Genomic DNA, 25,393 nt, shown 5'->3' on the forward strand with positions numbered 1-25,393 from the left:
TGACTACATTTTTATCATTGATTTCCATAATCAAACATGGCATAATTTTCTGTAAAGGGAGTGAACGAAATCATGCCAAATCAAGCACATGATCCTTTTTTTCGCGAAGCACTTAACCATACAAATGTTGGTCTTATTATAACAGATCCGAATCTACCTGATCACCCTATTATCTTTGTCAATAAAGGTTTTGTCAATCTAACGGGTTATCAAGAAAAGGAAGTGATCGGAAAAAATAGTCGCATACTTCAAGGCGATTCAACAGACACCTCTGTTAATAAGAAAATAAAACAAGCCCTTAAAGAGAAAAAATCAATTACTGTTGAAGTTTATAACTATACCAAAAATGGTCAAGGCTTTTGGAATGAGTTGACGATTGATCCGATGTGGGTTGATGAGAAACTTTACTTTGTTGGTGTACAAAAGGATATCACTGAATTAAAGGAAAAAGAAGAATTATTAAAGAATACCCTAACCGAAATGGCACAGCTATCCACACCAATTGTACCGATTAATAATCATATTTCTGCTTTACCGTTGATCGGTTCGATTACGAAAACAAGACTTGATCAATTAACACTTACCATCTCAACTTATCTATCAAAAACAAAAAATGATTATCTAATCTTAGACTTATCAGGCTTATTTAAAGTCGATCCGACCATTTCTGATTCTTTCTTAAAATTAAATGATTTAACACAATTAATAGGTACTCAGCTCGTTATAACAGGAGTTAGACCTGATCTTGCACTTAAAGCAAGGGATCTTAGCGGTCAATTAAAACATTTACATACGTTCTTAACTGTTCAAGATGCAATCAAAGCCTTATCATAAAGTAAAACAACTGGATACAACTTAGCTATGTTCTCCTATTCAGGCATTTCATCCAAATCATTTATACTTTGATCAATCAATTATGTTTATCTTTAAGGCAAAAGTGGTAAATTAAATAGAATATTAACATTTAAACAAAGGTGGTTACCAAAATGAACAAGGTCACATTAAATAATGGTGTACAAATGCCCCAACTTGGTTTTGGCGTCTGGCGTGTTGAAAATGACCAAGCCACAGAAGCTGTCAAAAAGGCACTTGAGGTTGGCTATCGCTCGATTGACACAGCCATGTATTATGAAAACGAGGCAGGTGTTGGAAAGGCACTGGCGGAAACAGCTATTCCACGTGAACAGCTATTTATTACAACAAAAGTTTGGAATAGTGATCATGGCTACGACAATACATTACGTGCCTTCGATGAGAGCTTAGCTCGGCTTGGTCTCGACTATCTTGATCTCTACTTAATTCACTGGCCAACTCCACAATTTGATTCTTATATCGAAACATATAAAGCATTAGAAAAGCTCTACCATGATGGTCGCGTCAAAGCCATTGGCGTTTGTAACTTTGAGATTGAGCATTTAGAACGTCTGTTAAGCGAATGTGACGTTAAACCAGTACTAAACCAAATTGAGTGTCACCCACACCTGAGTCAAAAAGAATTGAAGGCATTTTGCGCACAGCATGATATTTTCGTTGAAGCTTGGGGCCCGCTTGAGCAAGGCGGTGAAATATTAAAAAATGATGCTATTAAGAAAATGGCTTCAATGCATGACAAAACAACTGCCCAAGTTATTTTACGCTGGCATTTACAAAACAATACAATTGTTATTCCTAAATCAGTCACACCATCTAGGATTGAAGAAAACTTTGATATCTTTGACTTTGAGTTAACAGTCAGCGACATGCAAGCCATCGACCAGCTTAACTTGAATCAACGAAAAGGTTCACATCCAAATGAGATGCATAGTAGATAGAGAATACTAAAAAAGCTGTTGTACAATGAAGAAATGAGTTGTACGACAGTTTTTTTATTTTGTCAAAAAGGCTGGAACCTCTCAAACAAGAAGCATTATCATTCCAACTGGAACAGTTGAATCCATTCGAATAAGCTCTAATCAAGTGAATGGGCTTACGAAATAAACACAGAAAGGACATTTAGACAGCGTGTGATGCTCATAATGGCCCTTCTCATGCCGAGATGGAGCATTTTATCGATAATGGTATAAAATGAAACTCCAATCAATCGGAGTTAGCACAAGCGTGTTATCCCGAGTTTTGCGGATGATTATCTGTGATATATCATTACGCTCCATAGTTATTAAGCAACTATGGAGCGTGTTTCATTTAAATCTATTCATTTTTAAGAATCTTTTTGTCCTTCTTCTACGTGACTCATATCTCCCACAGTCACAACATTATAGTTCCCAGCTTTATAATGGATCTTAGTCACACTTCCATTCAGCAATCCTTTAGTTAGTCGTTCATCATTGTTCTCTGAAAAGATATCCACGATGGTATTAATACTTAAACCATGTGAAACGACCAAAATATTTCCCCCACCATTTTCACTTGCTATTTTGGTTATTTCATCAATGCTTTCCTTTAGCCTTTTAGTAACCATATCATAGTTTTCAGCCGGCCAATTTGTAATTGGATCTACTCTTTCTTTATCAAGATTTGCTACACTATTTGCAAAATCTCTAGGCGATAATCCTTCTTTATGTAATTCCACTGAAGTTTTTCCTTGGCTTTCAGCAATATCAGTCCACATGATTGCGTTTAATTCACCTTCATAGCTTCCAAAATTGAATTCACGTAGACGGCTGTCTGTTTCTAAAGCAATGCTTTTTGACCGTTTATTGGCTTCCAAAATAATATTTGCTGTTTGAATACTTCGACCGCTATCACTGCTATATGCAGCCATAAATTCAATATTAGCTAACCCTTTCCCAGCGTAACCAACTACTTCTTCTCCCTCAGGTGTTAGGACGGCATCCGCCCATCCTTGAACACGATCTGCTTCATTCAGCATTGTTTTACCATGCCTGACAACGTATAAGATCACTTCTTCTACTGAATCTGTTGAAAAATCCTCTTTATCCGTTCGATTCATAATTTATCATCCTTTATTTCCTATAAAAATAGGGCTTTATAGAGTTAGTATGTATTAAATACTATCATATATAAAGCCCCACATCTATTATTATCTAACTATGCCCACCACATATCAGCAGGTTTTTCGTAAATATTAACCCTTTTTAAATTTTGAACAGCTCGCATAAAACCTTCTTCAATCGACATGATTGGATCTTCATGCTCAATGCTGACAACATAATCATAGCCATACAGTCTAAGTGCGCTAATGATATCACTCCACACTTGTGTACTGTGGCCATAACCCACTGAGCGGAAGGTCCACGCACGTGTTTGAACTTTACTGTAGGGTTGCATATCTGTTAAACCATACATATTAACATTATCTTGATCAATGTAAGTATCTTTCGCATGGAAATGATGGATCGCTCCAGCTTTACCCAGGATTTTGATCGCTGCAACTGGATCAATCCCTTGCCACCATAAATGACTTGGATCTAAGTTTGCCCCAATCGCTGGTCCGGTTGCTTCCCGCAATTTTAACATTGTATGCGGTGTGTGAACGAGAAAACCAGCATGTAATTCAATCCCTATTTTCACTTGATGTTCTTCAGCAAGTTTAGCAATCTCTTTCCAATACGGAATTAATTTCTCTTCCCATTGCCATTTCAAAACATCGCTATACTCAGTTGGCCATGGCGTAACGGGCCAGTTTGGGTATTTCGCTTCTTCACTGTCTCCCGGTATACCTGAAAACGTATTAACAACCGGAACACCCATTAAGCTAGCCAACTTAATTGTTTTTCTTAACACTTCATCTGAACTTCTTGCGTGTTCTGGGTTCGGTGAAACTGGATTATCGTGACAACTAAAAGCACTGATCGTTAGCCCTCGTTCTTTTACTTTAGCTAGATAAGTTTCACGTTCTGATTCACTTGCTAGTAATTGATCCAGTTTAGCATGTGCATCACCAGGATTTCCTCCAGTTCCAATTTCAACTGCGTCAAGACCTGCATCTTTAACGTAATCAAGCATGTCTTCAAATGATTTTTCTCCAAAAAGGACGGTAAATACACCTAGTTTCATAGATTATTCCTCCTAGTTTTTAATTTTTACTAATTGACCTGTTTGACTAGATTCAAGCGCTCCAAGAATAATATTCAATGATTGTAAGCCCTCATCTCCTGAAATAAGTGGCTCACGACCTTCTATAATCGATTCAATAAAGTGGTCAATAACATGAGTCGTTGTTTGTCCACCTGCTTCATTTGATTGAATTTGCCCTAATTCATATTTAACAGTACTTCCATCGGTATAATTCGCAATTAAGCTATATTTAGGATCATCTTCAAGACGCAAAACAGCTTTTTCACCATAAATAACGGTTGAATTATCTTCATTTGTATTATAAGCCCAGCTTGCGGTTAATGTCCCGATGATACCAGATTCACTTTTCAACAAGCAGATTGCATTATCATCAACATCGGTTCCTTCTTTTGCATTCGTTTCAACCATGGCAGATACTTCAGTAATTTCTTCACCTAAAACATAACGAACCACATCTGCTTTATGAACACCTAAATCACCCATTGCTCCGATAAAAGCCTCATCTTTTCTAAAGAACCAGCTCTCTTTTCCATCGATACTCCAACCTTCTGGACCTCCATGACCAAATGTTGTTTTGAAACTATAGATTTTACCCAATTCACCAGTAGCAATTAATTCTTTCGCTTTCTGATGAGAGGCAACAAAGCGTTGATTATGACCAATCATCAGTTTACGGTCGTTTTCCTTAGCCGCTGTGATCATCGCTTGTCCTTCCTCATATGATGTGGCCATTGGCTTTTCACAAAGGACGTGGGCACCTGCTTCTAGTGCCGCAATCGAAACGGGGGCATGCAAATGGTTTGGTAAGCAAACACTTACTACATCTGGTTTGCTTTGTTCAAGCAAGTCTTGATAATCTGTAAAAGCTTCCGCACTATATTGCTCCGCCATTTCTTCTGCTCGTTCTGGTATGATGTCACAGACAGCGACAATCTCAACATTTGGATTAGCCTCATATTCAACTAAATGGCGAAATCTTGCGATACTTCCACATCCAATAACTGCTACACGTAACTTTTTCATTTAAACGACTCCTTTTGCTTGTAAGTATTGATAACTGATTTGAATACTTTCTAATGGATCGATTCGACTGACATCTTGTTCAACAATCCACCACTCTGGCTGACCGGTTGTTAAGATCGTCTCTAAATCTAATCCTCCTGTTCCTAATTCAGCAAAAAATTGCTCTTCATCTGTTGTCATATCTTTCAAATGAATAAGTGGTGTTCGATCATGATAGCGTTTGATCCAGTCAATTGGGGCTTCTCCCGCTTTTTGTAACCAGTACAAATCAAGCTCAGCTTGTAAATCCTCCTTGGCTACCCGATCAAAAAGATACGCTAGTACCGTTTGACCATTTGGCATCTTTTCCAATTCAAAATCGTGATTGTGATAACAAAGTACCAAACCATGTTCTTTTAACTGTTTTCCCGTTTCATTTAGAAATTGTGCCAAATCATGATAAAAATCAGAATGGCGATCCTCTGGTAAAATGAACGGACAAACGACGTATTTGTTCTCTAACACTTTCTGATCAGCAATCACTTGGTCAAGTTTCTTTTGTAAATCTTCAAGGGGGACATGATTACCTGCCACTTTCAACCCCAGTTGATCGAGCTGCTCTTTTAATTCAACTACTGTTAAATCACCATATCCGGCCAATTCAACACCATCATATCCAATTTCTGCTACACGTTTTAACGTCTTGATAAAATCATCTGCTAACGCTTCGCGTAATGTATACAATTGCACTGCTACGGGACTTTGTTTCATTAGCTCTACTCCTTCACTGAGATTTCTTCAATCGGTTCAACATTTCCATATTGATGTGTGGGTGCACCAAGTGATGCGGTCCATGCCACTGCATTTTTTATCACCTTTTGGATCTGTTCATGATGATAAGTTGGATACGTTTCATGACCAGGACGGAAATAAAAGACCTTCCCTTTTCCTCGACGATACGTCGCTCCACTTCGGAAAACTTCGCCACCTTCAAACCAGCTAATAAAAACTAATTCGTCTGGGGCTGGAATATCAAAATGTTCTCCATACATTTCTTCTTTTTCAAGTTCAAAATAAGTATCCAGTCCAGCAACGATTGGATGGCTTGGATCAACAACCCATAAGCGCTCACGGTCATTTGCTTCACGCCATTTCAAATCACAGCCTGTTCCCATTAACTTTTTGAAAATTTTTGAAAAATGCCCAGAGTGTAATACGATTAAACCCATACCATCTAGGACCCGTTGGTGAACTCTTTCAACGATTGTTTCATCAACTTCGTCATGGGCAAGGTGCCCCCACCAAAGCAAGACATCTGCTTCTGCCAACACTTGCTCCGTTAAACCATGTTCGGGCTGATCTAAAGTTGCGGTTGTTACATCATGCCCTTCCTCACGTAAAAACGAGGCAATAGCACCGTGAATACCTTCTGGATAAATCTCAGTTACCTTAGGATTCAATTTTTCGTGACGATTTTCATTCCACACAACTACATTCATTCGTTTTTCCTCCTTAAAAAGTAATTCGCCGTTTTTCATGCCCTGATTGATAAATCGCATTAATCATTTGTTGAGTGATCAATGCTTCTTCACCCGGAATATCAAGGTCTTCTTTCCCTTGTAACGCTTGATAAAAGTTATTTATTTGTTTAACATGGCTGACTCCCCAGTAGCCTTTCACTCCATCATCATAAGTGAACGTTTCTAAAGGATTGTTGTCAGCAATAAATGTTTGACCATCATTTAAGGTCACAGTAGCTTTATCTGCAACCATTTTAGCCAATCCCTTTTCACAATGCAGTTCAATTTCCACTGGTGCATCATACGTATAATAATTAATGGCATGGAAAGCGGTAACGACTCCATTTTGATAAGCAATCACACCTTCAGCGGCATCTTCAACTTCAATGATTTCATGGGCACGATTACTAATCGTTGCATCAACATATTTCAAATCACTATTAATAAACCAACGCATTAAATCCATCGTATGAATCGCTTGGTCAATAATGACACCACCGCCTTCTTTATCCCATGTCCCTTTCCAATCACTTTGCTGATAGTATTCATCAGATCGATCCCAAGTCACTGAGAGTTTACCCGCTTTAACTGCTCCGAGTTCCCCACTTTCTAACATCCGTTTGATTAAACGTGACCCAGGATTATATCGATTTTGGAAAATAACTCCTAAGGTCACATCTTCATCTTTGGCAGATTGGATCATTGCTTGAGCATTTTCATATTGAATCGCCATTGGTTTTTCAGTTAAAACATGTATTTTATGCTTGGTTGCTTCAATCGTCACGGGTGCATGAAGATGATGTGGCAAGCAGATATGAAGCACATCCAGTTTCTCTTGTTCAAACATTTCCTTGTAATCATAATAAGCTCGACATTGATACTGTTCAGCTTTCTGATCAGCACGGTCTTTCTTAATATCACAAACGGCAACCAGCTCTGCATCATCTCGTTTTGAAACGGAAGCAGCATGCATTGGAGACACATTGCCACAACCGACAATTCCTACTCTAAATTTATTCATTCAAATCACTCCCTATTAAATTAGCGCTTACAAATAGACAATTTAATTGATAATTTTCCTCTCCATTACTATAATAACGTTATAATCAATTTAATAATATAGATAATTTCATGAAAACATATCTTATTTTGCTATGGGGGATTGATATGCACATTGGACATTGTGGTTATTCTTTTCATACAGACGGTTACGAAGAAACAAGAAAAAATGGTTATGATACTTTTTTGATCCGACTTCAGACGGATGGCTATGCCGAAGCCACTATTACAAATAAGAGGTATTTACTAGAAAAAGGAGATATCATCCTCATACCTGCCAAACATTATTACCATTTACAAATCAAACAAGGTATATCTAGTGGAGACTTCCATTTGTTTGGTGAAGATGAATGGCTTGTACAATGGTGGCATAATTTAGGACAACCCTTCCATGTCAAAATTAGTGATATTGAACAAATTACAACACTGTGGAATTTTCTTTCCACTGAGACAAGGCGTCCAGCTACTGAACAAAACCAAGAGTTGATGGAATACTTTTTTAAAAGTATTTGTTTATTAATTCAACAGGAAACAATCGCACGTTCTGCCCAAAGCCGTCCATTTGTTATTACAGAAATGATGCGTTTTATTGAAGAACACGCTCTTGACGCCTTCATGATTGAGAGTGTAGCAGATAGTGTTAATTTAAGTGTGTCAAGAGCTGTTCACCTATTTAAAGAACACACCGGCAAAACTATGATTGAATATGCTCAAAACATTCGCTTATCAGCAGCATTAAACCAAATGAAATATACCAATATGACACTCGACCACATTGCTGAAAATTGTGGCTTTGGTAATTATCCATACTTTCATCGTGTTTTTAAAAAAGCCTATGACCAGCCCCCCGGTAAATTTCGCCGAACATTATAATACTGGATGCTATGCTTAGATAGGTATGCACTATATCCGATTGAGGGGAGGTGTATTCTAGGTTCACACCTCTTATCGATAAAAGGGACTTGTCTTTTTAATTAGATAGTCCCTTTTCTATGTCAATTAACGGATTACTTAACTGCACCTTCAGCAACACCTTTAATAATATGCTTCTGGGCAAAGAAATAAAGAGTAATCACTGGAATAATGGCTAGGGTTAGACCTGCTAAAGCTAAATGCCATTGCCTTGTGTATTGTCCAAAGAAAAAGAACATTCGTAACGGGATTGTCGCATATTCTTGACTCAGAACTAAAGAAGGCAATAAATAATCATTCCAAATCCAGATTACATTTAGAATCAACACTGTTACCGTAATGGGTTTGAGCATCGGAAAGATGATTCGCCAAAAAATCTTCCAACGTGAAGCCCCGTCAATCATCGCTGCTTCATCTAATGAAGTAGGTATCCCTTTGATAGCCCCATGATATAAAAAAAGTGATAAACTCGAACCAAAGCCCAAATACATAAACAACAAACCATAAGTATTCAACAGATTCATTTTTCCAAAAATAGAGATCAACGGGATCATAACGGACTGAAAGGGAATCAGCATGGCGGCAACAAACACTAGAAAAATTGCGCCACTTATTTTACTTTTATTTCGCGCTAAAGCATAGGCAGCCATTGATGAAAAAATAATAATTAATAAAATACTAAAGATAGATACAAAAGCAGAGTTTGCTAGTGCATTGATAAAATCCAAATCAATAAACGCCTGCTTAAAATTATCAAACACCCATGCTTCAGGTAGACTTAAAACATTTGCAAAAATATCATATTTTGATTTAAATGCATTGACAATCATTAAGTAAAAAGGAGACAGCCAAATGAGAGCAATAATAACTCCACCTATTGTTAAAGCTACTTTTATTCGACGTTTTTTTGCAGTCATTATAAATCCACCTCGCGTCTCTTATTAACATAAACTTGTGTAAGAGCAACCATAGCAACTAAAACAAAGAAGATGACTGCTTTTGATTGCGCATAAGCCATTTCATAACGACTAAATGCTGTATTATAAATTTGCATCGCAAGCATTTCCGTAGATCCATAGGGGCCACCATTTGTTAATGCCAGATTTTGATCATACAATTTAAAAGCATTTGACAAGGTTAAAAATAGACTGACTGTAAACGCTGGTGCAACTAAAGGAAACTTAATCCGCCAAAAGCGTTGAAACGAACTGGCACCATCTATTTCCGCAGCTTCTAACAATTCTTGCGGCACACTTTGTAAATATGAAATATAAATAATCATAATGTAGCCGGTGTATTGCCAAACATTTAAAATAACTAATCCCCAAAAGCCAGTCTCACCCGTTGACAGCCACCCTCGTAAAAAGTCAATATTTAATAACTGACCCACCGCATCAAAACCACTGACAAAAATAAATTGCCAAATAAACCCGAGTATCAGACCACCAATTAAATTAGGCATAAAGAAAATCGTCCGTAAGCCTGTACTGATTTTTATTTTTTGCGTGACAAGGACAGCTAATCCCAGCCCAAGTAAATTAACTAATACAATGGAAGCAACGGCAAACTTAACCGTAAAAACCATCGAATCCAGAAAACGCTGATCTTGAAAAACGGATAAATAGTTTTCTAACCCCAGAAAGGTAGTCGCTCTTAAGCCATTCCAATCTGTGAAAGTATAGAAAAATCCATATAGAAATGGATAAAAGACAACAACCGTCAAAGCAAATAAGGCAGGGGTAATAAATAGCCAAAAGGATACATTTCTATTATTCATCAACTAACCTCCATTCTTAGAACTTGATATTTGCCAAGTCCTTATCATTAAACGCCTGTATTGCCCTTATACAGCTAAGACATTCCAAACACTTTTTGCTTTTTCAAAAGTAAAGCGGCTAACGATCAAGCTCATTGCTGTTAGCCGCTTTTCATCATCACTATTGTCTTGACTTCTCCCACTCGTCTTTTGACGTTGCTAACACATCTTCCCATGAGGCATCTTCAGCTAAGTACTTCTGAAATTCAGTTGCCAGAATATCCTCATTCCAACCAACTGGAGTTGCCATGAATGTCCAGCCAATTGTTTTTCCTTCTACTGAGTATTGATAAACAACTTGAGAAAGCGGATCTGCTATTCGATCTGCATCATAGCCTTCATAAGCAGGAATAAATTTAAATTCATCCAGGACAAAATCTTTTCCAGTATCTGATGTATACATCCAATCTAAGAAATCCTTCGCTGCTTGAATTTGCTCTGTTGAAGCATTTTTGTTGACCGCCCAATATTGGGGAACACCAACAGGTAAGTGATCTTCAAATTCACCCTCTAATGGCATTGGAATCATACCAATTCCATTCTCTGCAAAGGCTTTGTCCATCTGATCAATCGTTGGGTAAATCCAGTTTCCTTGTTGGATAACAGCAACTTTCCCCGTTGAAAATAACTGCTCAACTTGCATTGAATAATCTAAACTAAGAACTGGCTGGGCTGAATACTGATTTTGTAAATCTAGCATTCTCTTCATTTGATCCCCATATTCAAAGTTGATGGTATCCGCCTCATAGGCTTCGATAATATCACTATTAAACTCAGGTGCAATATAATGATTGGCTAAGTGATTCCCCATCACCCATAATTCCATCGCTGGAAAAGCAACGACCGCATCAAGACCTAAGTCTTCCTTTTGAGCATCAATTTCAGCAAAAGCCTCTTCTAAAGCTGAAAAAGTTGTTAATGAAGTCGGATCAATTCCCGCCTGATCAAAAATATCTTTGTTATAAATTAACCCATAACCCTCTTGGGCATAAGGCAAGCCCAATACTTCACCATTGTCTTCAATTCCATTTAAAGTTCCATCTAGTGCTGATGAGGCTGCTTCTGTATCAGATAAATCTGCTAAATAGTCACGATATTCATCTAGCTCGGTTGGTCCCCCAATATTAAAGATCACAGGCTCATTACCAGAAGCCATTTCTGCTTTCAATGAAGCGGCATAATCACTTCCACCACCAACGGTCTGAACTGATAAATTAACATTTTCATTTTCACTCATATATAAATCTACTAATTCTTCAAATTGCCCCTTAAATTCAACTTTAAATTGAAAAATATCAACATCAACTTTTTCACCAGAGCTGCTTGTCTCTTCAACAGTATCTGTTCCATCTTCATCGTCATTAATCGTATCTGATGCACAACCCATCAACAAAAACACACATATAGCTAATGACATTAACATAAAACTCTTTTTCTTCTTCACATCAACACTCCCTTTTTTTAAATTTACCTCATTTTTTTGAACAAAAGCGAAATCGTTTGTGTTCCGAATTATGGATATTATTTTGATAATCCATTTGTTATGTATATATTTCAAACCCGAATCATTTATGACTCCACTTAGCTATTCACACTTGGCAAAAAAATGATGACGAACACAAAACAGCCTATAATTACTGCAAACGATTGTATTAAGTAGCTACATCTTTTTTATTTATGACTTTCTTTTGACCAAATCGTATCTTTATCAAAGTAGATATAAGCCTTTTTATCCATCTTATACTAAGTTAGAGATGGATATTATCACTTATTAAAAAACAAATTTTATTTAGATAAGATTTATTTCACCGTTAAGTTATTCGTCAATTATTGAGCTACCTCGAAATGCTGATAAAAAAGGGAATTTATAAGGATAACGATTGCACATTATTGCAAATAAAAATGTAAACTATTTTTTATTTATTATAGGTCATTAGTCTTGACTTTAATTTTAATATCCCATTATTTCATAAAGAGATTGAAGTTAATAACCTGAACTGCTAAAATTTATTGAAAGCGAATTAATGAGCAACCGTTTTTACAAAAAGGAGAAATTGGAGGTATTGAGATGAAAAAAAGCTTATTGTTATCAATGATTTTAATCTTGGGTATGTTACTCTTTGCTTGTTCACCTGAAGAAGACGAAGCAGCTACCGATGATGAAGGAGAAAATGAAGAAAATACTGCTGAAGACGAGTCAGTCGAATTAGTAGACCTTGAACAGAATATTGACTGGGCGCAAGAGTCGATCTTTTATCAAGTTTTTGTCAGAAGTTTTTATGATGGAGATGGTGACGGAATTGGTGACTTTGCTGGTTTAGAAGAAAAGTTACCTTATATACAAGAACTAGGCGCTAACGCTATTTGGTTAATGCCTATAAATGAAGCCGCATCATACCATGGTTACGATGCCACTGATTATTATAATGTAGAACCGGATTATGGCACGATGGAAGAGTTTGAAAGTCTAATTGAAGCCGCCCATGATTTAGACATGAAAGTCATTATTGACTTTGTTGCTAACCACACATCTAGTGAACATGAGTGGTTCCAGGAAGCACTTGAAAATCCTGATAGTCCTTATCGAGATTATTATATTTGGGACGATCATGAATCTTATCAAGGGCAAGAGCCTAATGGTGAGTTTGGCTGGCACGAAGCAAATGATCAAATTTATTCCGCTCATTTCAATGTAGATATGCCCGATTTAAACTATGATCATCCAGAGGTAAGAGAAGAGATAAAAAGTGTAGCCAGTTTTTGGCTTGATAAGGGGGTAGACGGCTTTAGATTAGATGCGGTATCTGATATTTATGAGGATCGAAATCAGACGATTGAATGGTGGCGCGATTTTAATGCCCATGTCAAAGCTGAAGACCCTGAAGCATTTATTGTTGGTGAAACATGGTACCATAACTGGAATGACATTAGCTTTTACTATAGTGCCCATGAATCAAACTTCAATTTTGTTTTAACAGAAGAAATCATCGGGATGGCAAATGGGGTTGCACGAGATATTGTTGCAGAGCTTGAAGAGGCACATCAGCTTTATCAAGGATCTTCTAATCCGCGTGGAGACGCCCCCGTTATTGATTCAACAATGATTGGAAATCATGATATGGACCGAATTATGACACGTTTGGATGGTGATGAAAATAAGGCTAAACTAGCTGCTAATCTACTATTTACATTGCCTGGGACACCATTTATCTATTATGGTGATGAATTAGGTCAAGAAGGACAGCGACCTGATGATCATCGACGAGAACCTTTTGATTGGTATGCTAATGCAGAAGGTGAAGGCATGACAGTCATGGACGATCATTTCTTTAGTGAATCCGCATTTACCCATCCAAATGACGGGATTTCATTAGAAGAGCAAGAAGGCAATCAAGATAGCATGTATGAACATTATAAAACACTGATTCAAATTCGACGAGATCATCCGATGTTATTTACGGGTGACTATGAATCTTTCGATACGGAATTTGGGACCTACGGCTATACGGTTAATGATGATGACACAGATGACCAATTAGCGATTGTTCATAATCAACGTGATGAAATGAGAACAGTCAATGTAGTCGCTGATGATGTAACAGAACTATTTAGTGGTGAAGAATATAATGATGGGGATGTTATTGAGTTAGCACCATACCATTCAATTATTCTTCTATCAGATCAAGAGACGATCCCAATCGAAGAGGTTGAACCTGAGGTCCCTGATCAAGATTACACAGTTACTTTCCAAGTTAGCGTTCCTGAAGATACACCAGATGAGGATATCTATCTTGTTGGTGAATTCAATGAGTGGAATGAAGCAGATGAAGAAATGATACTTGAACAAATCGACGATCATCTATATGAAATATCAATCGATGGGCAAGCTTTTGAGATGGTTGAATACAAGTTCACCAGAGGTTCATGGGATAGACGTGAACAAAATAGTGCAGGACAAGATTTAATTGGTGAACGTCAAACGGATAACCGCCTTTATACATTTGAACAAGATGATCATGTCGAAGAAATCATTATTGAACGCTGGTCAGATCAAGAGTAGATTAAAGATTTTTGTTTACTGGACAGGTCAGTAGATAGCCTATCGTTTGGCTATAAAGTTAATTACGAGTATAGATATTTTCTAAACGATAAATCATTAAGAAAATAATCATTTAAAAAAATCAACCCCCTCATTATATATGATTGAGGGGGTTGATGACTTTTAATTATTCTGTTCGTAAAGCGACAACTGGATCTTTTTTTGCTGCCATTCTTGCTGGGATAACACCTGCAATTAAGGTAAGGATCATACTACCAATAATTAGAATAACTGCAGCAGTAATATTTAAACTTGCCACATTTTCAATCTCTGTTAAGTGATAGATCAAATTATTAATTGGAATAATTAATAGGTATGAAATTAAAATACCTAAACTTCCTGAAACAAAGCCAACAATTATGGTTTCAGCATTGAATACACGTGAAATATCTTTTTTACGAGCCCCAACACTGCGGAGAATACCAATTTCTTTCGTACGCTCAATAACCGATACATAGGTAATAATCCCAATCATAATCGTCGATACAATCAATGAAATCGCTGCAAAGCCAACTAGAACATAGGTAACGGTATTGATCATATCCGTCATAATATCACCAACCATCTCGGCTAAATCATTATAAACGATTTGATCCTCTTCATCTTGACCTTCATTATATTGATCTAGATAATCTTTAATTGCATCTTTCCCTTCAAAATCAGTTGGATAAATATCAAGACCAACTGGGGTCGTAATCGCACCGAGATAGATCAAAGCATGCTCCTTTATTTCATCCGTTTGAAAGGGTGTATTGGTTAATAAATTAATATCCGCCTCTTCTTGAGCTTGAGCAATGTCTGATTCCTGAGCATCTGCAATAATACGTTTAGTTAAAGCTGGTGTATAAATAAACCCTTCGGAAAAATAGCTTGTCGCTGCATCTTCTTTGACTCGTAAAATACCTGTGACAACTAAATCCAAACCTTCTTCCTCTTCATATAAATCCCGAAAATCCGTTGGGTTTGCTGGTGTAAATAATCCATTTTCTGTTTCATTATAGTAAACATCGTTTGGTAACACTTTTAACAGTTGCTCACCAATAAAGTCAGTCACATCATATTCATCTTCATCTAAAACTAATTTATCAAGAAAAGTTGTACTTAATCGATTATACTCATCAACCACAATTGCGATTTCATTTTCTGCTTCAGGTAAACGGCTATCTTCACCAATAAAGTCATATAGTTCTAAAATAAAATCTTGATCACTTGGCATCTCTTGCCAATGACTCATCCCCATCGCCATTTCAGAAGCACCTGGCATCATCGGATTCTCTGATGATGTTTCGAATTCTACTACACCATCACTACCCTCAGTTAATAAATTAACCCCTACACCTCGTGTATAGGAAATATTATTTATCTCATCTGGTAAGTCCTCTTCCATTTCTTCAATGTAATCAAGGAATTCATCAGTCAGTACATTTGTATGGGTAGCAAATGCATCCGTATAATCATGAGCATAAATGGTCGTGTTTTCTGGAAATTCATCATACTCATTATCTGCTGCTTGCATACTTGGGGGACCCATTTCAGTAAAATCAACGAATTGTTCATTTGTATCAATCATAATTGGGAAGTTCGCCAAAGTGTCTCCCTGCATCACATCAAGTTGACTTGATAAACCGCTTGAAAGGGCAAGAACTAAAGCTACACCGATAATTCCAATACTGCCAGCAAATGCAGTTAAGATGGTTCTTCCTTTTTTCGTTAGTAAATTTTTAAACGAAAGTGATAAAGCTGTAAAAATTGACATCGATGTTTTTTCACGTTTCTTTGATTTACCCGGCTGACTATCACCATTTGTTGTTTTCTCAATCGGGGCACTATCCGATTGAATTTCGCCGTCCAAGAATTGAATAATTCGTGTGCTATATTCGTCAGCAATTTCCTCATTATGCGTGACCATAATGACCAAACGAGTCTTGGCGATTTCACGCAAAATGTCCATCACCTGTGCACTTGTCTTGGAATCGAGAGCCCCAGTTGGCTCATCCGCAAGAATAATATCAGGATTATTAACAAGTGCCCGCGCAATAGCAACCCGCTGCATTTGACCTCCGGATAGTTGGTTAGGCTTTTTGTTAATCTGATCTGATAACCCAACCTCTACTAAAGCCTGCTTAGCCCGTTCTTTTCGTTCATTACTTGACACACCTGATAAGGTCATAGCAATTTCAACATTTTGTAAAACGGATTGGTGACTAATTAAATTATAATTCTGAAAAACAAACCCAATCGAACGGTTACGATAAGCATCCCAATCACGATCCTTAAAATGCTTCGTTGAGTGATTATTAATGATCAGATCACCGGAATCATATTGATCAAGACCGCCAATAATATTGAGTAAAGTTGTTTTTCCAGAACCAGATGGCCCTAGAATGGAAACAAATTCACTTTCTCTAAATTCAAGTGAGATCTTTTTTAACACATTTAGATAGTCATTACCTGTTTTATAAGACTTTTCAATATTTACTAATTGTAATTTTCCCAAAAGATTTACCCCTAACCTTTTTCTTTTTAGTGTATGTTCAAAAAGAGGATAAAAAACGCCTCGTCGGCTAAAATTGCAACGTCTTATTGTAAAGCCGACACTAGTAGGTCCTATACGTCGAAAGTTCGAGACGGCGTAGCTTTGAGTACCGGGCTTTCACAAGATATGATGAGTCTGTGTTGTCCACAGACGTGGACGCCTTTAACAGAACTTCCACGTATCAGTTGATACATGAGGAACACAGAAGCAAGCCATCGAGCTTCTCGCGTGTTGTGGTGACTTCGACATTCGACACAGGACGTGTCGGTAGTTAGTCAAAGATCCTTTGTTCTTCAAAGCGATTTTTACCGGACTTTTTGAACAACCTCTTTTATGATGATGAATCACTTTTTAGCAATCCGTTCTTAAGCATATCGATTTCAATTTGATAATTCTGAGTCGCTTCTTCTACGGTTAACTGCTTCACAAAAGCATCGATGATATTGCGAAACGTCACAGCTAATAAGATTTTAAACGCATGTTCAAGCTCTTGTTTAGATTGAACGGCAAGTTGATCATTTATGACCCACTTTGCATAGTAATCAAGTTCTGTTTTAAAGTCATCAGTTTTTACATTACTCGTAAAAGCTTGTTCTATCTTATGATTCATATTTAAAAAAGCATTTCGAAAAAAATGATACTGATTTCCATTGACCAATTCATCAATCATCAGTTCAAACATCAATGAAAATGAAGCAAACAGATTACCATTTGTCTGTTCGAGATATTCAGCAAACCGCTTCTTATTTTCTTTTCCATACAACGTCATTAAGAATAAAAAAGCCTCCTCCTTATCATCAAAGTATTGATAAAAACTGCCTCTAGGTATCTGAGCGGATTTAACAATATTAGCAATTGATGCTTCATGTACAGAAACACGTGAAAATTCCCGTTTAAGTGCATCAATTAATTTCTCTCTTTTCTGTTCAGGTAAATTAAAAAATGTTTGCTTTGGCACAATCCATCCCCCTAAAAGTGACACGGTGTCATTTAGACGTAAACTTAGTATAAATGACGCGGGTTATCGAGTCAAACAAAATGCTAATCAAACAATTGAAAGCTTATCAAATTCCTTAAAACAGAGCATTGTCCTTTTAATAGAACCATGCTATATTATAGACAGATATGACACCATGATCACCCCCATCTAAAACCTCTAAGGAAGTGATCGAATGGTAGCTATGCCGCTACTCGTCAAAGAAAAGCCCCCACTGTCTAACTACACACAACATGACCTACTGTATAAGGAGCTCATCCACACGTTTTTCGCCGAATTCCTTGCTGTCTTTTTTCCCGATGTTCATAAAAACATTGATTTTCACCGGATTAAACCTCTCTCTGAAGAAATGCATACCGATATAACTAAAGGGAAAACACATCGACTGGACATTGTCATTGAAACAATCTTGAAAGGAACAGACGTTGTTGTTATTGTGCATATTGAACCTCAAAGCTATCAACAAGCACATTTCAGTGAACGAATGTATCATTATTTCAGCATGCTGTACAACAAATATCGGAAGCCAATTATTCCGATTGCCGTTTTAAGTCATGATGCAAATTGGGAAGAAAATTGTTATACGATGGCTTTTGACTTCTTGCCTGTCTTAACCTTCAACTATTTGACCCTTCACCTTAAAAAGCAGAACTGGCGTGACTATATTCGCTCAAACAATCCTGTTGCAGCTGCCTTATTGTCTGAGATGGGTTATAGCAAGGAAGAACGCGTGCAAGTAAAAAAGGAATTCCTGCGCATGATTACAAGAATGGAACTAAACCCTGCCAAACAACGCATGATCTACGGATTTTTTGAAAGTTACTTGAAATTAACCGAAGATGAGGAGGAACAATTAATGACTGAAATCAACAAATTACCCGAGGCTGACAAAGTTTTGGAGTTAACAATTTCTTATGAGGAGAAAGGGAAAGAGATCGGAAAGGAAATTGGGAAAGAAATTGGGAAAAAAGAAGGTGAATTAATTGGTGTTAAGAAAGTGGCTGTTGAAATGCTAAAAGAAAAAACTGACTTAGCTTTTATTGCAAAGGTCACTCAGCTTGATATTGAAGAAATTAAGCAATTAAAAAGGCAATATAAGATCTAAGGTACTCTTTCCTTGAATGTTATTCCAAACTAGCCAAAACATAGAAAGAACAATTAATGACTGAAATGAGTAAATGACCAGAGGCTGATCGAATTTTGGAATTACTAATTTCATATGAGGAAAAAGGAGAAGAAATCCGTCTTTTCGGTAATACTTAACATAGATCAAAAAAGTTTATGTAATGCTAGTAATAGTTGATATGTATTTCCGATCTCCATTCCTTGCCAAAAGCCAGTTAAAACATATCTATCATGTTTTATACTTGAATTACTCATTCAAAAAGCTGAATAGAATATTTCAAGCCTTTCCTAATACTCGTAAAGAAGAAGCTGTTGCACAATGAATTCTCTATTGTGCAACAGCTCCTTTATGTATTCTTCTAATCATTACAGCAAGCTTAGCTTAAATTGTTCATCTTCTCGATAATAATAAAACTCGCTAAGATCATCGGACTCAAAAACTTTCAACATTTCCTCAAAGTCAGGAGCAAGTTGATAATTGGCAAGCTCCTCCCTAGCCATCCAAAACACCTCTCCTTCATCAGACGATGTTAACTCACCTTCAAATTGTTTTGTTTTATAAAATAGAACAACATAGCGTTCATCCTGTTTAGTCTGAAATTGCTTTGTCCCACAGAGAATTGGTGCTTTTATCGTTAAGCCCGTCTCTTCCCAAACTTCTCTTATCACTGAATCAGTAAATGATTCACCTTTTTCAATATGTCCACCTGGAAATGTGAGACCTGGCCAATTATTACTTACTCGATCTTGAACAAGAACATGCCCAGCATCATCAGAAATCATGCACATGTTTGTGAAAATAGCCTGCTCACTCTTACTCATTATGATCACCTCAAATTATGTCATTTTGTTAACATTTTATCATAAGATAAGATGAGATGAGTATTTATTGATTTCTTAGCGATTATTTATTAAAATATAGCAAGTTAAATTTAAGCTTTATGGATGACATTCCCTAATACTATCATAATGAACGATTAAATAATCTTCTGTTTTATTGCTTCGGTAGGCTCATCAGAAATAAATCTACATACATGATCCAATATAGTTTGAGGCACAACTTCATTTATCGTACATTTCCATTTTAAGTATCTAAATTAACTCTAGCTTATGATATAATTAAGAGCGTAAATAAATATAATTAAAGTATTTTGGAGAATACTAGTATTAATTTAATCTATGATTAAATTAAGGAGATGAAACCTATGCAGAAAGTCAATCTTAAAAATATCATTTGGCTACTATTAGGTGTAATTGTTGGGTGGATGCTAAGGGCATTACTTTTTTAATTAGTAAAAGTCTCTTGTTACAACCAACCATATCAAATGTATCCTCATTCAAATATCTCTGATTTAATTGAATTACATTAGCTAGCTCCACAAATAGTTAATTTCTCTAATCTTGGGTTTGTGACCGCAAATGGTACCCTATTTATTCATTCAAGTAGATTAAGATAGCTGAACCTTGATCTTCTACCGCTCAACTCAAAATATAAACCGACAACTGTACTTCTGACATCAGTTGGTTATCAAATCCAGTCTTTTTCTTCTGTAACATCAAGACAGTTCAACAATGGCATCTCTATATTCAAAGGGTAAATATCTGGATTTAGCAAAAGGATTTTAACCAATGCTTCTTGCTTTTTTTTGCTTGCGTAATGATTCCCAAATCATCTTCTAAATTTAAACAGTGGACCAAGGGCTCCCCATAATACCCACTGATATTACTATTTGAATCACTATAAAACTCCTGCTTCCTCGTTCCTTGCTACAACGGGGATAATAAATGTCAATTCTAGAATATGAACAATCTAGAGTCATATTTTTAGCCTTATTAATGTAACTGACATGATTAACTCTCACTCATACCCTTTCAAGGTCAATTCGAGATCAAATCCACATGATTATCACACCTCATATCTGAAGACTAGCCATTTTCTATTTTGACTTGCTTGTTTGAAAGTTAGGCAAAATTCATTTTGTTTTCTATTTAGCTAAGCCCCCCTATCCCTTAGCCAATATCAATTTCCTTTTCTCTATAATAGTATTTAAGATCCCTGTCATTAATCTCTCTGATCACTCGACATGGATTTCCCACGGCGACCACATTAGCTGGAATATCTTTTGTCACTACACTGCCAGCTCCAATGACGGTATTATCACCGATCTTTACTCCTGGAAGGATGACTGAATTTGCTCCAATCCAGACATTATTACCAATTGAAATTGGAACATTATACTGGGCCTGCTTTCTTCTTAATTCCGGGTACACAGGGTGTGTGCCTGCAGTTAAAGTCACATGAGGACCAAATAAAACATAATCGCCAACAAAAATATCACAATCATCCACTAACGTTAGATTAAAATTAGCGTAAACATCTTTGCCGAAATAGACATATTTTTCACCCCAGTTGGCGTAAAAGACGGCTCAATATAATAATTACCTCCAATTGCAGCAAACATTTCGTTTTTCTCCTTCACTTGGTCGGGTATGGTTAAAATCATACAGTCATTCAAGACATTTCTCTTGCTCAGCAAGTAAAGATTGATCATTACAATAATAAAGCTTTTGATTGTACATTCTTTCCATCATATCCTTTAATTCCATTGAGTACACCTTCGATTCAAATAGTTTGTGCCAATACGTCTAGTATACTAAATCAGCTTTCTAAAATATCGATTTGATTTTGCCTTCAACGACAACTAGATCGTTCAATAAGGCGTGAGTAGATCAAATCATACCTTAGCTTGATTGCATTAAAATTATTTTCAATAAAATTCAAAAGCCCTGTAATATTTGTTAGGAATTTACCTTAGAGACAAAAGCCTATTTTTGGAACTTTACGATTAGGCAAACATATGATAAACCGAGCAAGATAACATGTAAATAATGGAGTTAAATATTTTTATCAAAATTAATAAATGTGTGGTGAAAAAATATGTCAATGCCAAATGTTCCTGATATAGACCCAAAGATAACACTAGATCGCTGTAAGACTATTGAATTATTATTATCCTCTATAGCACTAGAAGAAATAAGTCTATCTCATCTATTAAATGCGGAAGGAGAAAAATTACAATTATTTTTAAAAACAGATCCAAAATGTTTAAAAGAATTTATAGCCATAAACGATAGTGTGAATAAAACACTGCGTAGTGTTGTCAAATCCCAGATACTGCTTCATTTCAAATTAGAAGATGTGGTCGCTCTGGACAGAGAAGAATGTCGAGGTAAAAAACCAGAAGGATGTAAATGTAGTCATTGTTGTAAAAAGAAACACCCATGTAAGCCGCCCAAAAAGGATTGTGACTCAGATCTAAATAAATTCACATGTGAGGAGCTTGCGAAAAAGATTTCTCGCGAATGACAAAGGAGATTGATAAAGATGCCTCTGACCCAACAAAGCACCGAGGAATTGCTTAGGCAAAGTGAAGAAGGCTATTTACAATTCCTCAAACTTTTTCTCGAAATACAGATTTCCAGCTTACAAGCCATAGCATATTCTCCTTCACCTATCACTGACAAAAAGTATGCCGAAAAACAACTGGTTGAATCCTTAGCACTGATGGATAATATTTTAACGCATCTTTATTCACGAGATATTTTAGCACGTCATTACATTAATGGTGATTCTTATAGCTATCTTAAAGAAGAAATTGAAGCAACCGAATATTTAATGCTGGAATTTAAACTTTATTTAAGAAAATCTCAATTTGAGATTCCTGCATACAAAGAACAATGTGAACGACTTATCAATCAAATTTCAAAATATTTTTATAAAGATTACGTTAAAGTAATTGTCATCAATACCGAGCTTCCGAAGCCATGGTTTGCTTCTTCTCAAGTCCAAATTCATTAAAAACCTTATACTGTATGCACATCTAACCGTTCACTTAATTCTATAGCACCATATACTAATATGAACTTTATAAAATGGTGGTGAGCTTGAGGAATGTATAAAATCAGTTTGTGTATGATTGTCAAAGATGAAGAGGAAGTATTGCATCAATGTTTGAACAGCGTAAAGGATATTGTTGATGAAATGATTATTGTTGATACCGGGTCGTCAGATAAAACAAAAGAGATAGCAAAAGAATTTACTGAAAAGGTATTTGATTTTAAGTGGATTGATGATTTTTCAGCTGCAAGAAACTTTGCCTTCAGTCAAGCAACAATGGACTATATTTTTTGGATCGATGCCGATGATATTTTATTAGAAGAAGATCAGGAAAAATTTAAACAATTAAAACAAGAACTAACCTATGATGTAGATACGGTGTCGATGTTATATTATATTGCATTTGATGAATATGATAATCCTACCTTTAGCTATCGAAGAAATCGACTGGTGAAAAGAGAGAAAAATTTCAAATGGAAGGGAGCTGTCCATGAATATTTAGAGTTTGGTGGACATGTGCTTTCCTCAGATATAGCCGTCAGACATCGAAAAAAAGATAAGCAAAATAAGACCGGACAGAGTGATAGAAATCTGAAAATATACGAGAAACGTTTAGAAAAAGGGGAAGAATTTACCCCAAGAGATACATTTTATTATGGTAATGAACTGAAAGATCATCGTCAGTTTGAAAAAGCTATTCAATACTATCATAAATTTCTAGATACGGATAAGGGTTGGATTGAAGACAAGATTCGAGCATGCATCAATTTAGCAGCTTGTTACAGAAATTTAGAGGATACTGAGAAAGAGATTGAAGCTCTGGTAAAATCAATTACGTATGATATCCCTAGGCCGGAGGCTTCTTGTCGAATGGGGGATTTATATAAAGAACGCAAGCTGTATGAGAAGGCCATTCTTTGGTATCAACTTGCCATTCAAGTGAATCCCGAAGATAATCAAGGATTTAGACAAGAAAGTTATTCAACTTGGTATCCCTATTTACAGCTATGCGTTTGTCATTGGTATATGGGTGATAAGGAATTAGCTGCCCTATATAACAAAAAGGCAAAGGAATATCGACCAAATGATCAAACAATCCTTAAAAATGAAGCATTTTTCGATCAACACTTAAAAACAGAATAACTTTGAAAGAAACTGTGATAAAAGTTGTGATTAAATTATTAAAGATGAAAATGAAAGGCGCATATACTTGGGCTACTGAAATAACCTACTCATAGGAAAATGAGTATATTTTAGTTGCCCATTTTATGTTATAAATTAATTCTAAATATGAACCTATTAATATCCTATTTTGGTAATTAATATAATAATCATCTACTTATCATAGCTCAAAAACCAAATGTTAAGTAAATTTGCGCAATTGATAATGACATTTGATAGAAAATAACAATGATTTCAAGTATGATTTTGATAGGAGGTTGATCGAAATGGGAAATTTTTCCGAAAGAATTTATCAATTAAGAAAAGAACTTGGGGTCACCCAAGAAGAAATTGCAACAAAGTTAAAAGTCTCTCGACAAACGATCTCAAATTGGGAAAGTGGTGCTGCTCAACCAACAATTGATAAAGCAATCGAATTAGCAAATCTATATGATGTATCAATGGACGAACTAATTGGTATAGATAAGAAAAAGACAAAGGAGCCTAGTGCAGTATTGCTTTCTTTAATGCATCAGCAGGTCAGCTTATATTTAGATCCAAAAATTGATAATGATGCTTGGATGTCCGTTCAAAAGACAAAAATTAGAAATTGTGAAATTATTGAAGTGAATCCAAATAGCATTAGAATCATTATGAATGAGAAAAAACAAAGAATTGAAAAATTAATTTTTCTTAAAGATATCTCAGGTTTTGAAATGGAGGTTAATTAGATGTGGTGGATAATCGTAATATTTGTTGCTATCATGCTTTTTTCTAAATTAGACGATATCATCGAGCTTTATAAAGGGAAAAGTCCTGATTATCAAAAGGAAAAAGAGCAACAACAATTAGAACGAGATCATGAACGATCAGAAATTATCCAATTATTGAAAGACTCAATTGATCTAGATTGTCAAATTGAAAGTGATGATTTAATTTATATGTCAATTGGCTCCAAGGTTGTTGGAAAAGTCATTAATGTTGATGATGAATGGGTTGAGCTATTAACGACTAAGAGGGCTCGGAAACAGAAAATGAAGCTGTTTCTCAAAATTGAGCATATTTCTAGTGTGTCAAAGGTTTTATAATCTGCTGTACCTCAAGTGACAATCATTTACTTAGGGCAAAAAGTACCCCTCTTTCCCGAAGATATTAGGACAAGCATTAGTGTTGTTACAAACCAAACGTATTCAGTCTTTTTTAAACAAATACGTTTGGTTTTCTCCCCTA

General features: G+C 36.1%; 24 protein-coding genes. 10 read left to right on the forward strand and 14 right to left on the reverse strand.

Annotated features, from left to right (window positions below):
- Nucleotides 1–72: 72 nt before the first annotated feature.
- Nucleotides 73–834 carry a PAS domain-containing protein gene (locus ACS127_RS01640; protein ID WP_440896743.1) on the forward strand — a complete coding sequence of 254 codons (762 nt, stop codon included), beginning with the start codon at nucleotides 73–75 and terminating at the stop codon, nucleotides 832–834.
- Between the two features lie 152 nt (nucleotides 835–986).
- Nucleotides 987–1,811 carry an aldo/keto reductase gene (locus tag ACS127_RS01645; protein WP_440896744.1) on the forward strand — a complete coding sequence of 275 codons (825 nt, stop codon included), beginning with the start codon at nucleotides 987–989 and terminating at the stop codon, nucleotides 1,809–1,811.
- A gap of 386 nt (nucleotides 1,812–2,197) precedes the next feature.
- Here the strand turns inward: ACS127_RS01645 and ACS127_RS01650 are convergent, their stop codons facing one another.
- From ACS127_RS01650 to ACS127_RS01675, 6 genes are all read right to left on the reverse strand, one after another.
- Complete coding sequence (locus ACS127_RS01650) at nucleotides 2,198–2,950, reverse strand: histidine phosphatase family protein (protein WP_440896745.1); 753 nt, start codon at nucleotides 2,948–2,950, stop codon at nucleotides 2,198–2,200.
- 98 nt (nucleotides 2,951–3,048) lie between these two features.
- Entirely contained in the window at nucleotides 3,049–4,017 is a 969-nt protein-coding gene (locus ACS127_RS01655; RefSeq protein WP_440896746.1) for a sugar phosphate isomerase/epimerase family protein, read from the reverse strand.
- 12 nt (nucleotides 4,018–4,029) lie between these two features.
- Nucleotides 4,030–5,061, reverse strand: coding sequence for a Gfo/Idh/MocA family protein (locus tag ACS127_RS01660; RefSeq protein ID WP_440896747.1), 1,032 nt, complete (start codon nucleotides 5,059–5,061; stop codon nucleotides 4,030–4,032).
- The gene (locus ACS127_RS01665) at nucleotides 5,062–5,811 is read right to left on the reverse strand and encodes a sugar phosphate isomerase/epimerase family protein (RefSeq protein ID WP_440896748.1); all 750 of its coding nucleotides are present in this window, start codon (nucleotides 5,809–5,811) and stop codon (nucleotides 5,062–5,064) included.
- 5 nt (nucleotides 5,812–5,816) lie between these two features.
- Nucleotides 5,817–6,539: a ThuA domain-containing protein gene (locus ACS127_RS01670; protein ID WP_440896749.1), complete on the reverse strand. Its 723-nt coding sequence runs from the start codon at nucleotides 6,537–6,539 to the stop codon at nucleotides 5,817–5,819.
- A gap of 13 nt (nucleotides 6,540–6,552) precedes the next feature.
- Nucleotides 6,553–7,581 (reverse strand): Gfo/Idh/MocA family protein, encoded by a 1,029-nt coding sequence (locus ACS127_RS01675; RefSeq protein ID WP_440896750.1) that lies wholly within the window; start codon nucleotides 7,579–7,581, stop codon nucleotides 6,553–6,555.
- 110 nt (nucleotides 7,582–7,691) lie between these two features.
- Here ACS127_RS01675 and ACS127_RS01680 point away from each other — a divergent pair, with 110 nt between their 5' ends.
- The gene (locus ACS127_RS01680) at nucleotides 7,692–8,492 is read left to right on the forward strand and encodes an AraC family transcriptional regulator (RefSeq protein WP_440896751.1); all 801 of its coding nucleotides are present in this window, start codon (nucleotides 7,692–7,694) and stop codon (nucleotides 8,490–8,492) included.
- Nucleotides 8,493–8,626: 134 nt separating this feature from the next.
- Here the strand turns inward: ACS127_RS01680 and ACS127_RS01685 are convergent, their stop codons facing one another.
- The 3 genes from ACS127_RS01685 to ACS127_RS01695 all read right to left on the reverse strand — a co-directional run bounded on the left by ACS127_RS01685 (nucleotide 8,627) and on the right by ACS127_RS01695 (nucleotide 11,791).
- Complete coding sequence (locus ACS127_RS01685) at nucleotides 8,627–9,448, reverse strand: carbohydrate ABC transporter permease (RefSeq protein ID WP_440896752.1); 822 nt, start codon at nucleotides 9,446–9,448, stop codon at nucleotides 8,627–8,629.
- Entirely contained in the window at nucleotides 9,448–10,308 is an 861-nt protein-coding gene (locus ACS127_RS01690) for a carbohydrate ABC transporter permease (RefSeq protein WP_440896753.1), read from the reverse strand. Before ACS127_RS01690 ends, ACS127_RS01685 begins: the two co-directional genes overlap by 1 nt.
- Nucleotides 10,309–10,468: 160 nt before the next feature.
- Nucleotides 10,469–11,791 carry an ABC transporter substrate-binding protein gene (locus tag ACS127_RS01695; protein WP_440896754.1) on the reverse strand — a complete coding sequence of 441 codons (1,323 nt, stop codon included), beginning with the start codon at nucleotides 11,789–11,791 and terminating at the stop codon, nucleotides 10,469–10,471.
- A 624-nt stretch (nucleotides 11,792–12,415) separates the two neighbouring features.
- Here ACS127_RS01695 and ACS127_RS01700 point away from each other — a divergent pair.
- Nucleotides 12,416–14,407, forward strand: a complete 1,992-nt coding sequence (locus ACS127_RS01700) for an alpha-amylase family glycosyl hydrolase (RefSeq protein ID WP_440896755.1) — start codon at nucleotides 12,416–12,418, stop codon at nucleotides 14,405–14,407.
- Between the two features lie 166 nt (nucleotides 14,408–14,573).
- Here the strand turns inward: ACS127_RS01700 and ACS127_RS01705 are convergent, their stop codons facing one another.
- Nucleotides 14,574–16,943 (reverse strand): ABC transporter ATP-binding protein/permease, encoded by a 2,370-nt coding sequence (locus tag ACS127_RS01705; protein WP_440896756.1) that lies wholly within the window; start codon nucleotides 16,941–16,943, stop codon nucleotides 14,574–14,576.
- Nucleotides 16,944–17,313: 370 nt separating this feature from the next.
- Nucleotides 17,314–17,940 carry a TetR/AcrR family transcriptional regulator gene (locus tag ACS127_RS01710; RefSeq protein ID WP_440896757.1) on the reverse strand — a complete coding sequence of 209 codons (627 nt, stop codon included), beginning with the start codon at nucleotides 17,938–17,940 and terminating at the stop codon, nucleotides 17,314–17,316.
- A gap of 223 nt (nucleotides 17,941–18,163) precedes the next feature.
- On the opposite strand from ACS127_RS01710, the gene ACS127_RS01715 reads away from it, so the two are divergent.
- Nucleotides 18,164–19,084 (forward strand): Rpn family recombination-promoting nuclease/putative transposase, encoded by a 921-nt coding sequence (locus ACS127_RS01715; RefSeq protein ID WP_440898054.1) that lies wholly within the window; start codon nucleotides 18,164–18,166, stop codon nucleotides 19,082–19,084.
- 386 nt (nucleotides 19,085–19,470) lie between these two features.
- Here the strand turns inward: ACS127_RS01715 and ACS127_RS01720 are convergent, their stop codons facing one another.
- The 3 genes from ACS127_RS01720 to ACS127_RS01730 form a co-directional block, all read right to left on the reverse strand.
- Complete coding sequence (locus ACS127_RS01720; RefSeq protein ID WP_440896759.1) at nucleotides 19,471–19,926, reverse strand: 8-oxo-dGTP diphosphatase; 456 nt, start codon at nucleotides 19,924–19,926, stop codon at nucleotides 19,471–19,473.
- A gap of 1,188 nt (nucleotides 19,927–21,114) precedes the next feature.
- Complete coding sequence (locus tag ACS127_RS01725; protein WP_440896760.1) at nucleotides 21,115–21,453, reverse strand: DapH/DapD/GlmU-related protein; 339 nt, start codon at nucleotides 21,451–21,453, stop codon at nucleotides 21,115–21,117.
- Nucleotides 21,454–21,458: 5 nt separating this feature from the next.
- Nucleotides 21,459–21,620, reverse strand: coding sequence for a hypothetical protein (locus tag ACS127_RS01730; protein WP_440896761.1), 162 nt, complete (start codon nucleotides 21,618–21,620; stop codon nucleotides 21,459–21,461).
- Between the two features lie 422 nt (nucleotides 21,621–22,042).
- On the opposite strand from ACS127_RS01730, the gene ACS127_RS01735 reads away from it, so the two are divergent.
- The 5 genes from ACS127_RS01735 (at nucleotide 22,043) to ACS127_RS01755 (ending at nucleotide 25,251) form a co-directional block, all read left to right on the forward strand.
- Complete coding sequence (locus ACS127_RS01735; RefSeq protein WP_440896762.1) at nucleotides 22,043–22,471, forward strand: hypothetical protein; 429 nt, start codon at nucleotides 22,043–22,045, stop codon at nucleotides 22,469–22,471.
- Nucleotides 22,472–22,489: 18 nt separating this feature from the next.
- A complete protein-coding gene (locus ACS127_RS01740; protein WP_440896763.1) occupies nucleotides 22,490–22,963 on the forward strand; it encodes a hypothetical protein in 474 nt (157 codons plus the stop codon).
- A 93-nt stretch (nucleotides 22,964–23,056) separates the two neighbouring features.
- The gene (locus tag ACS127_RS01745; protein ID WP_440896764.1) at nucleotides 23,057–24,145 is read left to right on the forward strand and encodes a glycosyltransferase; all 1,089 of its coding nucleotides are present in this window, start codon (nucleotides 23,057–23,059) and stop codon (nucleotides 24,143–24,145) included.
- A 305-nt stretch (nucleotides 24,146–24,450) separates the two neighbouring features.
- Nucleotides 24,451–24,894: a helix-turn-helix domain-containing protein gene (locus ACS127_RS01750; protein WP_440896765.1), complete on the forward strand. Its 444-nt coding sequence runs from the start codon at nucleotides 24,451–24,453 to the stop codon at nucleotides 24,892–24,894.
- A complete protein-coding gene (locus tag ACS127_RS01755; RefSeq protein ID WP_440896766.1) occupies nucleotides 24,895–25,251 on the forward strand; it encodes a hypothetical protein in 357 nt (118 codons plus the stop codon).
- Nucleotides 25,252–25,393: the final 142 nt, after the last annotated feature.

The sequence above is a fragment of the Amphibacillus sp. Q70 genome, from assembly GCF_052055485.1.
GTDB lineage: Bacteria > Bacillota > Bacilli > Bacillales > Amphibacillaceae > Amphibacillus.